This window comes from Hahella chejuensis KCTC 2396 (genome assembly GCF_000012985.1).
GTDB classification, from domain to species: domain Bacteria; phylum Pseudomonadota; class Gammaproteobacteria; order Pseudomonadales; family Oleiphilaceae; genus Hahella; species Hahella chejuensis.
In genome coordinates, this window is sequence record NC_007645.1 from 4438838 (window position 1) to 4453137 (window position 14300).

The 14300-nt window shown below is 51.9% G+C and carries 10 protein-coding genes; 3 read left to right on the forward strand and 7 right to left on the reverse strand.

Annotation, left to right across the window (positions count from 1 at the left end; translation table 11 throughout):
- Positions 1-331 precede the first annotated feature (331 nt).
- The 7 genes from HCH_RS19185 to tagH all read right to left on the reverse strand — a co-directional run bounded on the left by HCH_RS19185 (position 332) and on the right by tagH (position 10381).
- On the reverse strand, positions 332-1057 hold the full coding sequence (locus tag HCH_RS19185; protein ID WP_011398070.1) for a PP2C family protein-serine/threonine phosphatase: 726 nt from the start codon (positions 1055-1057) through the stop codon (positions 332-334).
- A gap of 70 nt (positions 1058-1127) precedes the next feature.
- The gene (tagF, locus tag HCH_RS19190; protein ID WP_011398071.1) at positions 1128-1820 is read right to left on the reverse strand and encodes a type VI secretion system-associated protein TagF; all 693 of its coding nucleotides are present in this window, start codon (positions 1818-1820) and stop codon (positions 1128-1130) included.
- Between the two features lie 86 nt (positions 1821-1906).
- On the reverse strand, positions 1907-5365 hold the full coding sequence (gene tssM, locus HCH_RS19195; protein WP_011398072.1) for a type VI secretion system membrane subunit TssM: 3459 nt from the start codon (positions 5363-5365) through the stop codon (positions 1907-1909).
- Between the two features lie 85 nt (positions 5366-5450).
- A complete protein-coding gene (gene icmH / locus HCH_RS19200; RefSeq protein ID WP_011398073.1) occupies positions 5451-6332 on the reverse strand; it encodes a type IVB secretion system protein IcmH/DotU in 882 nt (293 codons plus the stop codon).
- Positions 6333-6436: 104 nt separating this feature from the next.
- Complete coding sequence (gene tssK / locus HCH_RS19205; protein ID WP_011398074.1) at positions 6437-7774, reverse strand: type VI secretion system baseplate subunit TssK; 1338 nt, start codon at positions 7772-7774, stop codon at positions 6437-6439.
- 14 nt (positions 7775-7788) lie between these two features.
- Positions 7789-8235 carry a type VI secretion system lipoprotein TssJ gene (gene tssJ / locus HCH_RS19210; protein WP_238384917.1) on the reverse strand — a complete coding sequence of 149 codons (447 nt, stop codon included), beginning with the start codon at positions 8233-8235 and terminating at the stop codon, positions 7789-7791.
- A gap of 259 nt (positions 8236-8494) precedes the next feature.
- Entirely contained in the window at positions 8495-10381 is a 1887-nt protein-coding gene (tagH, locus tag HCH_RS19215) for a type VI secretion system-associated FHA domain protein TagH (RefSeq protein WP_011398076.1), read from the reverse strand.
- Positions 10382-10843: 462 nt separating this feature from the next.
- Between tagH and HCH_RS32560 the strand changes: the two genes are divergently transcribed.
- The 3 genes from HCH_RS32560 to HCH_RS19230 all read left to right on the forward strand — a co-directional run bounded on the left by HCH_RS32560 (position 10844) and on the right by HCH_RS19230 (position 14258).
- Complete coding sequence (locus HCH_RS32560) at positions 10844-11602, forward strand: response regulator (protein ID WP_011398077.1); 759 nt, start codon at positions 10844-10846, stop codon at positions 11600-11602.
- A 334-nt stretch (positions 11603-11936) separates the two neighbouring features.
- Positions 11937-13562 carry a tetratricopeptide repeat-containing response regulator gene (locus HCH_RS19225; protein ID WP_011398079.1) on the forward strand — a complete coding sequence of 542 codons (1626 nt, stop codon included), beginning with the start codon at positions 11937-11939 and terminating at the stop codon, positions 13560-13562.
- 6 nt (positions 13563-13568) lie between these two features.
- A complete protein-coding gene (locus HCH_RS19230; RefSeq protein ID WP_011398080.1) occupies positions 13569-14258 on the forward strand; it encodes a sensor histidine kinase in 690 nt (229 codons plus the stop codon).
- Positions 14259-14300: the final 42 nt, after the last annotated feature.

Sequence of the window (14300 nt, forward strand, 5' to 3'; positions counted from 1 at the left end):
TTTGTTATAAGTGACATATATATGGCCAGTTCAGACTCAGGCCGCCACAAGACAGCCCTAATATTTCAAGCCAAAAACTAAATGCTAACGCAGAATAAAATAGAAACCTGCAACGCCGCCCGCCACACAACAAGACACTACCAGCGTCAATAGAATATTCCTGAAGCGGGATTTGGTAATTGCTGAGACTTTATTAACGTGCGCTCTCTCTTCCAAAAGCTGCTCCAAGGCCACACGCCTCAGGCGACGCACTTCTCCCCGACCAATCTGCCCCTTTAGCTGCTGATAATTAATGCTCATCAGATCAGGATGCAGTTTACTCCCGCACCCTTCAGTGCGCTTGGAGGGCGATAAAGGTGACATTATCTTTTGCATCCCCATTTAAAGTTTCTGTAAGCAGCGTATCGGCCGCCTCACTCAGACTTCTAATTTGCATAGCTTTCGCTAAACCAGCTTCTCCAACTTCGTTGTATAGACCATCAGTACAGATCAAAAACCGATCAGAAGGTTCAACCAATATAGCGTTAACGTCCACGCACAAATGTTCGTGTACGCCAACTGCGCGAGTAAGCATATTGCGAAAGCTGCTTTGCTCCGCCTGCGCGGGAGTCATGTCGCCCTTATCAACCAGCTCCTGCACCTTGCTGTGATCATGCGTGATACGATGCAGCTTATGGTTTCGCATAAGGTATACGCGGGAATCGCCAGCCCAGACCGCAACCGCCACACCATATCTGACAAACAGGCAAGCTACCGTCGAGCCGACTTTACTGCCGTTCAGTTCTTGCTGCGCATATGCCAGCAAGTCCTCGTTCGTTTTGATCAAGGCGTCTTCAATTTGCTCGACCACATCCACCAAATAGGCTCGCAGCAACAGATGATCAAGCTGCTCTACAATCTTCTGACTGGCGACCTCGCCGGCATGATGCCCGCCCATACCATCAGCCACCGCCCACAACCCACCTGCATCCCGGGCCAGCGCAGCATCTTCATTGTGTTTTCTAACATTGCCCACATGCGTGCGCAGCTCAGACTTCCAGTTAAGGTGGTTCGCCATGAAAATTACATCTGTTCACAGGTCGCCGGACGCTGGTAGCGCCCGATGAAAAATGTCCGATTTTCCATTCCTATCTATCGTTCCATCCCCACTGCTGCCATTTTCCATCGAGGAAAGCTGTAAATCCCTGAAATTTAGGCAGTCTTTCCGCTGTGACAAATCTGGGCGACACCCAGGTGGACCCTTGAGTCCACCAGAAACTATGCGGCTCTTCCTGCTTCAACAGCATGACGTCCAGGGCGCCGATCGCCACTGGGAAAGTGGACTCTTCCTCTTCTGGAATCTCCAGGCTAAGGCTTTGGATTGAGCCCCCCGCCAGAGGTCTCTCCAGAGGGGGCGTCATTGCTGCAAGCTCCGAGCGGAACTCGCCGAAATCAATGATCTGCTCCAATAGCCGCCCAATCAAGGTCTCCAAGGTCTCGTACCATTCACCGTTGCTCAACAAGGTGTCGACATAACTGATACGAGAATTGAGCGGATGCAGCACCGTAAACGGAAAATACCGGCCTACGCTATCGACGCTCGGACACCACAGTCCAATCCATGCCTGCTCATCCAGCACCTTAGGCATGATCATGAAGCGCCACCAGGGCGCCACCAGATAATAATCCAGCCAGCGTTGCCCCAAAGATTGCTGACTTGCGTACAGACTGTTCTGTAACCACTTATCCCAAGCTGAACCAAACCCTCCGGGCAGGTTCAGTTGGATAAAGTCCCCCGAAGACGGCAATTTGCCAAAATAGCCAACAGACGAGTTATTCACTTGCTCCCCATATTCGCTTCTCAAGCTCTACCATCCCAACCCAATTAGAACAGCTATTATGTTCTGCTATCACGTCATTCAACTCACTATAAGCTGCTCGGACAGTCGTACCGCTTTATCCATCCCGGTGTGAAGGGGTTAACCGTACTGCTGGCGAAAAGCTCCATTTCTCCATTGCGATGGTCAACACTGATCATCACGTTGTATAAACGGGAAGAACTCCCTTTGCTCACCTTATGAGCGTCCAATAATCGGAACAGTCCCCAATCTCCTTCATAGGCGTCAGTGTGCAAAGTTTCGTTCAGGTCCTCGAAGACGACTCTCGCGCCACTCTTGTCCGCCGGCCAGTCCATGCTCATTTTCAACTGAGGACCATGAGTGTATCGCAACCGCTGACTACCCACCTCGAAGTCGAAACGACGGACGGTGTTATCAAGTTTATGCGGTTTTACCTGGAAACGAACGTGCGGGTCTTCACCTTTGTCGCCAAAGAATACACGGCGGATAGAGTCAGCCACCTGCATCTGTTGCAAGGCTTGACTGCTGATGCCAATACCACGACCATCCACGCCCTTGGCGCGCCAGGATGAAGTGATGAATGGCGCGACGTTCGCCTTGACGAAACTGTCTTCAATGCCGCCAGGTTTAAAGAACGCCGCAAAGTCGCTCAGGGAAGCGTCACTGGATGATCTGGAAGAGAATGGGTAGTTTTTAGCCAACGTCTTCTGGTAGACAGAGTACACTTCTCTATTCCAGGCCGCGCTCAAGTGCGAACCACCTGCGCCCAACAGCACTTTCCAGCTTTGATCGCCCATCGACTCCAACCATCCTTTCAGATAGCTTGGCGCTCTTGATGCCGTGACACGCAATGCTTTGACAGGGTCTTCACCGCCACTGAAACGGGCCAGTGCGAACTTGAAAGCAGCCTCAGATGAGTTTGGTGCAAGAGATGTCTCTTCCAATTTGTCGAATATGCCGCGCAGTTTTTCCCAATAGCGGTCAATTTCTTTATCTTCCATCAACCTATGCAGCGACTTGAAAGCATCATCCACGGGCGTAGGCTCACGCTGCTGCGCCACCAGATTAGCGGCCGCATCCAAAGCCTGGCCTGTGCGTCCACTGACATTTGCGTCAGGAAGCGGTGGCGTTAGCAACGTTTCTTTGCTGGCGCGAGTCAACAGAGTCAATATTGGAGACTGAGTACGATCCAGGTTGTTGGCCAGCTTGTTGCGCGCCACATCCATAGAGCCGAAGTCGACCACTTTGGGAGAGTTCAGCGCCCGGCTCCAAACGTCAATATAATCGGTGAAATAGAGATGCTTGATCTTCTCTACAATGTTCTCAACATCCTTTTCAGAGAAGTCTTCTTCCACTTGTGCGCCAAGAATCCATTGTTCGCTTGAGTAACGCTTCACCAGATTAGAATCGGGAGAGAGGTCCAGCTTGCCGTATCCTGCTTTAGTGTACAGACGCGGAATCTTCAGGTCCGAGCTGACTTGCGAATCCACTACAAACGTACCCGCAAAGTCCACGCCCAAGTCGTCGCGCAAATTCAGGAAACCTGCGAATTCAGGCTGGCGCTTGATCTGCTGATAAATACGTCTCTCGATCGGGATAGTTCTCAGCTTCTCCCGGCTACGCTCAACAACCGTATCCTTCAGAGACAAATCCGTAAAGTTGCTGTCCAGCACTTGGTTCAGATGTGTTTTCAGCGCGTTCTGCTCAGAAGCCTTGCCGGGAAGCTTCTCCTCCCAATAACGCGCAAACCAGGTCTTGATTTCATTATTATCGCGAACCCGGCTGTTCCCCATCATCAGATAAACGCGCAGCGCTTCATATATGGCGTCATTGTTGTCTTCCGTAACCAACACGCCTTCCAATCTCTGGCGCAACAATGGCGTCAGGAAATGACGTAAGGAGGCGTCAAAAGTATTTTCAGTTTCTGCAACAACGCCGGAATCATACAGCCCCAAATTGCTCAGCCAAGGGTGATCCACTTCCGAATAGAGCTGCTGAGCGTCTTCCAATGGCTTCAAAATATCCAGCACCTGCTCGAATTCATTCGGCTCAGGAGTTGCTGACGCCAACTGATTGTGCTTGTTCAACAGTTCCTGAATATCCGCCATCATGTTCTGTGTACTCACCACACTTGAAGTCCACGCGGCAAGTGCGCCGCCAAAGGCGAGTAGGAGGGTGATGAAAGCGACGCGACGCGACCACTTTATATGGCCTTCGTAGCGGGTATTAAGCGTAGCGATTTCCGCCTCAGGGAAAACAACCTCTTTCAACAACTTGTTCAGGAAGAAACTTTTACCTGCGCCCGGCGCATTGGCGGCAACGTTATAGTTGATGCCATAGTTGGAAGACAGGTTCGCCAGAATCCGGTCGATCGGACGGCCTTCCTGGGTGCCACTGGTGAAATATACGCCGCGGAGCAGCGACTGTTTTTCGAAACGACTGGTTTTGAAAACGGACTTGATAAAGCTATCCAGGACTGAGCGCATGTTTTCCACTTGCCCTGGGAAAGCGAGAATCTTAGAACGGCGGCGGGTGTCTCGCTCTTGATGCGCCCGCCAAATCACTCTCTCATTCAATCGCTTGACCAATGCTTCAAACTCGGGAGCAAAGTACTCCGCCGTCTGAGACGCATTCTGATCCTCTGTATTAGGGAAAGTCATCCCCCAGACTTTTTCACGCTCAGTGGCGCCGAGATTTTCAAAGAACTCATTAAAGCCGGAAATAAGATCCGCTTTCGTGAAGAGGAAATAAATAGGGAAGCGAACCTGAAAATTCTCAGCCAGTTCCTGAATTCGATTGCGAATGAGCTCAGCATGCTGCATACGCTCGGCTTCGCTGGAGCTCAGTAAATCCTGAACGCTCACCGCCAGAAGGACGCCGTTGATCGGTCTGCGCATACGATGTTTTTTCAGCAGCGCAAGGAAATTACGCCAGCCCGTGCGGTCCTGGGCGGCGTCGCTGTCCTGGGTGGTGTAACGACCGGCCGTATCGATCAATACCGCTTCATCCGTAAACCACCAATCGCAGTTACGGGTACCGCCAACGCCGCCAATTTGCTGCAGCCCCAGCTTTTCTTTCAATGGAAAGTGCAGGCCGGAATTAATCAGCGCAGTCGTCTTACCTGCGCCCGGCGGCCCAATGATGATATACCAGGGTAACTGGTAGACAGAACGTCGCCCCGCCTTGGTGTCGAACTTCGCGGTGCGCAGCAGACTCATCGCCTCACGGAAACGCTCGCCGACAACTCTCGCTTCCTCATCAGATGCGGAAGGCTTGGCTTCTTCTTGAATCGCCTCCACCATGGAGTTGTTCTGCTTGCGTTGCCCCAGCATTTTTATCAAGAAGATAATGGTGGCGACAAACCAGACACAGAGTATGACGACCAGTCTGACCGCCCCGGAAGCGGGCTCTGCTTTTTCTCCGAAGCGGACGTAATCGGCCCCGAACCATATCACCAGAGAAAGCGCTATAAGTCCCACTATCGTCAAAAACCGTGGGTCAATCATCCATTTAAAAAAGCGGGACATAAGTCTCCTCATGCAACCGAAAAAGAGAGTTCAAACTACAGGACCGGATATCCGATTCGGGGAGCGGTCCGATCGATTCATCAACTTAAGACTGATACTTCTGCGTCAGTTCCTGAAGCTGCTGTTCCTGCGCGTCGGTCACCGTACCCAGCCAATAGCGGAAGCCGCTATAACTCAGTAACAGTCCCGCGGCCATGATGGACGCGACAACCCACAGCGGCACGTACTCCGAAATACGCTTTTTAGCTGGAGTGGCGCCACGCCAACGAGGAGACAGATCCCCGTCAAACTCGCCTCGCTGCATCTGAATTGTACGCACCAAGTTGTCGCGAATGGTCTCCAGATAATCCCTGCCACGAGGGTCCAGCTTATATTTCCCCTCAAAGCCCAGGCTCAGACACACGTATATCAGCTCAATGAGGTCGATATACTTGGCCGGGGTCGCCAGTATCTTGTCCAAAATCAGGAAGACTTTCTCACCGCCCACGTTCTCACGGTGAAACGTGCTGAGAAGCGTCGCTCGCGACCAGCCGACCTCCGCACCCCAGGGGGTGTTCATGATCGCTTCGTCCAGCGCCGAGCACAAAACATAGCGAGCCGATAGCACGACATCAGAGGCCACCCCTTTTGACTGCGCTTCGGACTCAAAACGGCGAATCTGTTGGATAACCTGCTGGCGCAGCTGATTCGGGTTTTGCACCTGCACGGTCTGACGCAACTCTCCCAGTAATGCGATCAGCTCCGAGGCGCTGGCGGTAAGAGGGTTTAACCCCTGCTTAACATCCAAACCCTGTCCGCCGTCAACGGCGCTAGGAGGAGGAGTTGGCGCCTGATGGGGCGCAAAAGCCGTCGGCGGAGGCTGTGTCGACAGGCCGCCAGAAGAGCGGCCCCCGGGTGTGGGTACAATGACTGTACGATCACTGCCGCCAGCGCCGCCGAAAAATGTTTTATCAGAATCGTTGCTCATGACTTCTAATCTCGCTAAAGCCGTCCATTCGCTTCATATTAAAACGCCGCGTCTCGCAATGAAACGCGGCGAGGGCTAAACGCCTCTCTTCGAAGCAAAAACGATTAATCCCTGATTGCCCAAAACTCCATTTCCAAACCTGGGAAATCCGCGCCGATATGCACGGCAAAACCGCTGGATTGCGCCAAGGCTCGCCAGTAGTCGCTATTGCGATCCAACTGGAAGTAGGTGAAACCGGTATGGAATGGAATTTGTCTCGGCGCCACAGGCAGGGCTTGCAGCCCGATGCCAGGCAACGCCGCATTGATCAAGTCGCGAATACGTTCGACCGGCGCGATTTTCACTTGGCTTGGGAAACGGCTGCGGATCTGATCCGACTTCATCTGGGCCTTGACCGCCAATATGTAAGTCGCCTTCTCCACCAATGACCGGTCCGTAATTGGAGAAACATAAATACCATAGCGACGCTCAACCAGATCCAAGGATACGGCGGAGGTCTCGCTTACCGTATTCATGTACTGATTCAGAATCTGCATCAACTGTGGGATAGATTTTTCCAGCTCGTCATGGTGATACGCCGGCATGGTCGCGGGAGGCCGGCGCTGAACGCTGGTGAACGTCGCCAATTCGCCAGCTATCTGCATTAGCTCGCCGAATACGTCTACAGGATGTAGCGGGCGGATTTGCGCCAAATGCAACAACCAGGGCTCAACCCGGTTAATCATCTGCAGCATCAGGAAGTCTGCGATCTCGGAAGTGCCCTGTCTGCCGCTGTCTCTCAATCGGCCCGCCAATGCTTCCGCGCGTAAATTCAAGCTGCCGGCCACTTCCTGCAACAGGTTGGCCATGCGAGGATGCGCTCTTACATCCAGCATGGGCGGGATAAACTGAGAATCGAGAACTATTTCTCCATCATCCCGTTTGTCCTGTATCCGCGCGATGGGCAATACAGCGTAACCACTGCGATCTTCTCTTTCCAGCAGGATACGAAAACGTAGTTGCCCAATCTGTATTTTGGAACTGTCGCTATGTTCGGAGGTGGAGTCAAAGGTTTCCAGCTCACGGGCGTTAAAGCGCACCAGTGTCTGATTGTCCTCTTCCAGATGCGTGTCGGGCGACCCTGGACGCTTAACAGGAATACCTAGATAAACCGTTTGATTCTGCAGCCCTTTCTCGGGCTCCAGAATATCAAGCTCAGAATCTATATCCGGAACGTTGAACGGCGTGCCATCGGGAAAAATACCTCTGCAGCGATTGATGGAGAACTTTCCAAGCTTCAACACCTGGCTGTCGATCTCCAGATCATAAAATCCCCAAAAAAATGCCTTTAGAGGCTTGCAGCGGGCTTCGAGCAATGACTCATGATAGCGGTCCTGTTGCTGAAAGTGCTGCGGACGAAGGAACATGCCCTCCGTCCATACGACGCGGTTTTCAAATGACATCGAATAGCCCCGGATTAATCCTTGATGCGCATGCCAAGGCGGTCAACGAACAGATCCAGTTTGTTGCTGGTGTTCTGATCGATCTGGAAGACCACTTTGGTGGAAGCGTCGTCGTAACGGATATATTCCGCCATGACGCCGATATAATGAGTGCGTTTATCGAAGGTGAAGGTCTCTTCCCGCAACTCGCCCGGGGTTAACTCTTTCAATTTATACGTTTTCACCAGATCGCGGCCCAATACTTCTTTGGCGCTCTGGAACAGGGCGATGAATTCTTCCTGATCAAACTGACGATCATTTTCCAGTTCGAATATATTCAGAATGACAGGGGAAGCCCGCCCATCTTCGTTAGGATTGACGTCATTGGCGCCGTGAATCCTCAAAGTGACGGTGGTTTCCCGTCCGGTCCATTTGCCTACAGTCGTACACCCGGCCACCGTCAAGGCCAAGAGCAACAACATAGCCCAATTTTTGAAAGAAGCCTGGCATCTCATGAACAAAAGTCCTCCATATTGATAGATTCGCGCCATCTAAACTATGTAATCAGCCTGACGCATTATCAAATGCGCTCAGACAAATCTTATAAATTATAATGCTTTGCAGGGCAATTTCTGTCGTCCTGCAATTGTTTCCCTTGAATCAGAGACAGAATGTGCGGCCAGCCGCCGCACGTTCATCAAGGGAGTTCTAGGTACAGTAATCAATTTCAAAGTGCAAGCGTCATTTCTGACGATTTGCCTTCAACTCATTGAAACTACGCTCATAACTTTCCGCGAAGGTTTCACCGAATAGACGCTTGAAGGTTTTTTCCGCGTCCTCGTTCATCTCTTCGAAGAAGTCCTTGTAGGCCTCCCAGTTTTTACCTGCGCCGCCAAATAACGATTTTCCACGCTGTTTTTCAAAGCGACGCTCCAGCTTTTCGGGATTAAACTGACTCATAAGATAGTCGTATGCTGCCCGAATGCCATTAAAGAGCGCTAACTGGTGATCAGAAATATCGGCAAAGGCTTCCTTTGTCGCCTCCATCGGCGACAGATAGGCGCGCCCGGATTTCGTAAACAAGTTGTCCAATGCATCTTCCGCCGACACTGAGAATTTCAGCGGGTTATTTTCAGCCGCCTGAATCATGGTGAGATTCATACGAAACTCATTTTTGATTGTCTGTCGGGCTCTCAGCGCCTTCATCAAACCATCAACTGTTTCCCGCACCATATCGGCGATAACGGGGGTCAGATTGGCCTGCTGCTCCGCAGTTAAACGCGACAAGCCCAAAGCCTGCGCCAGTCCGGCGGCCTGCTCTGGAGAAACCTGAATCGGCGGCGTGGAAACAGGCGCACGCTCGGCTTCCCGAGGCGTCTCCATAGCAGGCTGCTTCACAGGAGGCGTCTCTCGTTTGACCGGGCGCTGCTCGACCTGCCGTCTGGGCGGCACGACTTTCCCCGGCGCTTGCGCGCCCATGTTTGCAATCGGCGAATCCGGCTCGGGCTTCGGTTCGACAGGCTTTTCACTAGGCTTTGGTTCACCGGTCGGAGCCATATCATTCAATATGTCCGTGAGCGAGCCGTCACCGCCAGAAGGTTCCTTAACGGAAGGTTCAACAGGAGGGGGCTGCTGTCCCCACAAAGAGGACTCCGACGGAGAAGTGGATTCCAACGCATCAGAATTACTAATCCCTGCGCCAGTCAGGTCCTGTATCGGTTCAATCTCTTTAGGAAGCTGGTGCGGCTGATTCAATCCCGCCAACTGTTCGGGGTGAGTGTTCACGATATCCAGCAATGAATCCGGATTGGATTTAGGCGGGGGTTCTCTACGCGGCTTCGGCTTAGACTCAACGGGAGGCGCAGGCGCTTTCGGCGTAGACGGGATTTCCGGCTTGCGCGGCTGAATAAGGGACTTATCCCAGTCTTCAGGGATACTGGGGATATCCATGCGGCCACTCTCAGCAGAGCCGCCGCCGAGCCCAAAAGAATCACCCAATAGATTGTCTGCGGGGGGCTCGTCTCCAGACACCCCCAATCCCAGGCCTTCATCATACAGAGACGATTTTTGCGATCCGCCAATCGCGACCAAAGGATCGACAGAAGAGTCGCCGCCAGTTAACCCCGTATCGCCGCCAATGAGCTCGCCTTTCAGTGCGCCCACAGAAGGTTTGGGCTCCGGCTCCGATCCAACGCCAGTCAGCCACTTGTCCAAATCATCCAAACCCGGGGAAGCTGCAGCGCCTGCGCCGCCTGGAATGTCATCAATGTCGGAGGTAATAGACGTTGATTCGCCGTCATCCTGCGGCTTATCCCCTTCCACCAATAATACGAACGGCCCGAGCAAAATCTGGTCGCCCTGGTTGATAGGGGTTGGCTGGCCTTTTACCAAAGCCTGACTCAGATTGTTTAGAAATGTGCCGTTGGTGCTTTGATCAACAATTTCAAAGCCTGTTCCGTTAAATTGAATCTTCGCGTGAACGGATGATACGTATCGGTTAGGGTCCGGCAGCACCCACGTATTCGAATTGGCGCGACCTATCGTCGCCCCATCTTCTTCAACCGTTACGATTTTGCCCGCCATCTCGCTCTCAGGCGGACATTGAACGACTCTAAGCTTTACCTGCATGGTGATTTTCAAGTCCGAAGGAAATATCCAGTTAGATTAACTAATTATGCTTACCAGTTAAAGCGATGCATATACTCACAATGGCTTTCCGGGTTTGCGTCCCTGACTGGGCGCAACGACACGGCGTTGTGTCGCCGACCGCCCCTAGGATAATCCTTTAGGGTTAGACAGCAACAGAATAAAACCCAAAACAATAAAAATAGACCATAAAGCCTATACTTATCGACCGGTACGCCTATATTTCATAGGCCTAAAATAGGGTTGCTAAAATTAACGCCAAATGAATAATCTGCAATCTAAGTTAAAAGCGTCATTATTTGGTATAACAGCTTCATTCTTCGGTTGTTGCTATATTAAAAGTTATTAAGTTTATTGGACGGCGTCGCATGTCGGAGACGCTTTCTCGTCCGACGTATAGCAGGCCAGCTCCTGCTGCAAAGACAGGCGATTAAGGAACATTAAATGGCTCAGAAAACCGCTCTCATCGTTGACGACTCAGCGACAGCTCGAATTATGCTGGCCAAGGTCCTTAACAGCATGGACGTTAAAACACGTCAAGCCAGCTCAGGGGAAGAAGCACTGAAACTGGTTCCCGCAGAACGCCCGGATCTTATCTTTCTCGACCACCTGATGCCTGGCATGGATGGTTTCCAGACACTTAAAGCGTTAAAGCAGAATCCGGAAACCAACCAGATTCCCGTCATTATGTATACCTCCCAGAACGCCATGAAATATCAGGAAGAGGCCAAGGCCCTTGGCGCAGCGGGAGTCATCACCAAGCAGGTTGATCGTGAACGTTTGTACCTGCTTGTTGAGCATGTTTATATGCAGCAGGAACTGGCTCGTACGGAAGCAGGCGTCAACACGGTGGCGGAAGCGATCGGCCAAACGCCCATAACCACAGAGCACCCCACCGTCCCACGTAAAGTCGTCCCCTTGCGCCCTGGTCAGCAGAAAATGGAAGACCACGTGGAGCAGCGCATCGCTACTTTGCGCAGCGAACTGGAGACGCAACAAAATGAACGCTACTGGAAACCGCTGGAGGAACTGAAGAAACAGAACAGCCGTCTACGCATTGCGCTATGGGCGATGATCGTGGTGTTCATTCTGACAGGGTTGAAGCTGAACTCTCTCGATTCCGCCTTCGAAGCGATGCAAAAAGAGGTGAACTCCGCCAGACAGGTTCTGAACGAACTGATCGCCATCATGGAAGAAACCTGACAACGCAAAGAGTCAGTAACAGAATCGGTAGCAACCGTGAATTAGGCGGCGCTAATGCGCCCTCTAATTATTTCTCCTCCTTCCCTAATCTCGCCCATCATTGCAGGCCTTGCCAGGCGCACCAACATTCAAGGCCCTATCGCGCAAGCCTCTACCCTCGTTTCAGGCAAGAAAATAAATATCCGTTACACTTACTTAAAGTAATTCTTTAGAAAGCGGGTATTACACCGATTGTTTTTCTGAGCTTTCATCAAAGATGTCTGCTGCGCAGTGCGCCTGCATAAAAGGAAAACCCAAGTTCATCTCAGTGAGCCAATAGCCGGGAAATAGCGCAATGCTGTTCAAGACCTATCAAAAGAAAAAGTTTTTGCTGGTCGATGATTTTGACAACTTCATCTTCTCACTCAAACAAATGCTGCGCCGACTCGGCGCGGAAGATATCGACAGCGCTCGCAACGGCGAAGATGCGGTACAGCTGTTCTTACGCAAGCACTATGATGTGGTTTTCTGCGACTACAACATGGGGGAGCACAAGAACGGACAACAAGTACTGGAGGAATTACGCTTCCGTAAACTACTGAAAAATACAGATATATTTTTGCTTGTTAGTGCAGAAGCCGCCAAAGACATGGTGTTTGGCGCACTGGAGTGCCAGCCTGACGGTTACATCACGAAACCAATCACTCAATCCATACTGCAAAACCGACTTGATAAGTTAATGGAGCAAAAAGAGGCTACGGCGGATATCAATCGCGCGATTGATCTGGAGGATTACTCCAAGGCCATTTCTCTATGCAATCAACACCTAAAGGCTAACACTAAATATCGTTCCTGGACCGTAAAAACCTTGGCGAATCTGTACTATCTCAGCGGCGACTTGGCGCACTCCAAACAGATCTATGAAGATATTCTGCAAAAGCGCCGGCTGGACTGGGCGCGTTTGGGGCTAGGGAAAGTGCTGTTGGCGGAAGGCAATGCGCAGGAGGCGGCGGTTAAATTCGAGGAGCTGATCGAAGAGCAGCCTCTGTTAGTGGAAGCTTATGACTGGCTGGCGAAAGCACAGCGTCATATTGGCCAAGGCAAAAAAGCCCAGGGGACGCTGCAACAAGCGGTGGATATTTCCCCACGAGCCTTACTGCGCCAAAAAGAACTGGCGGAAATCAGCCGCTCGCTGCATGACCTGGAAACCGCCTCCAAAGCGTATCGGCATACCAATAAGCTGAGCGAACATTCCTGCCACGAATCACCCGAGCTGTATCTGGACTTCACCCGTTGCCTGTCCGACCTATCGGAAGGCGATACATCATCACAAGGCCAAAAGCTGGCCTCGGAGGCCAACGCAGCCCTTGACCGCATTCGCAGAAAATACAAAGACGATCCAGCGACACAGCTGAAAAGTCACATGGTCGAGGCCAGAGTCTGGTCAGGCCAAGGCAAAGCCCAGGAAGGCGCCAAAGCGCTGAAGCAGGCGCAAACCTACTTCGACGAGGCCGCCAAGGATAATCCAGACATTGCACTGGAAATGGCGCAAACGTTATACGCATTGAATCAAGAGAAAGAAGCCGAACAGCTACTGTCCGAACTGGCCGCCAAGTATCCGGATAATGAGAAACTGCAAGATCGAATCGAAGAACTGCGCGACGAGCCGGTCAGTCTGAAACAAAGAATCAAAGCCCGGGAGCTCAATAGAAAAGGCATTCAGCTATACGAGGAAGGCGCCTTGTCGGATGGGGTGGCCGTATTCAAGGAAGCGATGGCGATTACACCGGCGCATGTCGGTCTGAATCTAAACCTGCTGCAAACACTGATCAAGTCCGCCGCACAGACCAAACTGAATGCGGAATATCAGGGGCTCGCGCAGCAGTGTCTGAGTCGGCTGCAACGACTGACGCCGCAACACAGGCAGCACAAACGCTATCAACACCTGTTGCAGCGATACCAGCAAATTCAACGAGGTTAAGACACCGTGACACAGAAAAACAAACTGGACTTCAGCTTTATCATGGCGGCCAGCGTTCACGATATGAAAAACTCTCTGAGCATGTTGCTGCACTCGCTGGACGAAGTGAATCACGAAATCGCGGAACTGGATCTTCCCATCGCCCAACGTATGGCCACGCTGCAGTACGAAGCTGCGCGGGTCAACAACGATCTAGTGCAATTATTAAGTCTGTACAAGCTTGATTCAGACATGCTGACCGCAGACATCGACGAGCACTTCCTGCTGGATTTTCTGGAAGAGCAAGTGGCGCGCTACCTTCCACTCTTCGCCGCTCGCAACATGTGTTGTGAAGTAGACTGTGATGAGAGATTAACGGGCTATTTTGATAGCGATCTGGTGTCCGGCGTAGTGAACAACATTCTCGCCAATGCGATTCGCTACAGTCGCAGTCAGATAAGAGTATCGGCCAGAACAGTAGAGGATGGCCTTTACATTACGATCGAAGACGACGGCCAGGGGTTCCCCGCCAAGATGGTGGAAATTCCCGAACAGTTATCGACAGAAGTGGATTTCGAGTCAGGCAGCACTAATCTGGGTTTGTATTTCGCCCACCGCATAGCGCAGCTGCACATGCAGAAAGGCAAAACGGGCAAGATTGCATTGCGCAATGGCGGCGCACTGAATGGCGGCGTCTTCGAAATGTACCTGCCTTAAACCTTCCCGCCCCGCCGCCGGGGAATCCGGCGGCCGCAGGGT

What these genes read in the sequence shown, in the direction of transcription:
- HCH_RS19185 (WP_011398070.1), bottom strand. Translation starts at nt 1,057, where the DNA reads ATGGCGAACCACCTTAACTGGAAGTCTGAGCTGCGCACGCATGTGGGC.
- tssM (WP_011398072.1), bottom strand. Translation starts at nt 5,365, where the DNA reads ATGTCCCGCTTTTTTAAATGGATGATTGACCCACGGTTTTTGACGATA.
- icmH (WP_011398073.1), bottom strand. Translation starts at nt 6,332, where the DNA reads ATGAGCAACGATTCTGATAAAACATTTTTCGGCGGCGCTGGCGGCAGT.
- tssK (WP_011398074.1), bottom strand. Translation starts at nt 7,774, where the DNA reads ATGTCATTTGAAAACCGCGTCGTATGGACGGAGGGCATGTTCCTTCGT.
- tssJ (WP_238384917.1), bottom strand. Translation starts at nt 8,235, where the DNA reads ATGTTGTTGCTCTTGGCCTTGACGGTGGCCGGGTGTACGACTGTAGGC.
- tagH (WP_011398076.1), bottom strand. Translation starts at nt 10,381, where the DNA reads ATGCAGGTAAAGCTTAGAGTCGTTCAATGTCCGCCTGAGAGCGAGATG.
- HCH_RS32560 (WP_011398077.1), top strand. Translation starts at nt 10,844, where the DNA reads ATGGCTCAGAAAACCGCTCTCATCGTTGACGACTCAGCGACAGCTCGA.
- HCH_RS19225 (WP_011398079.1), top strand. Translation starts at nt 11,937, where the DNA reads ATGCTGTTCAAGACCTATCAAAAGAAAAAGTTTTTGCTGGTCGATGAT.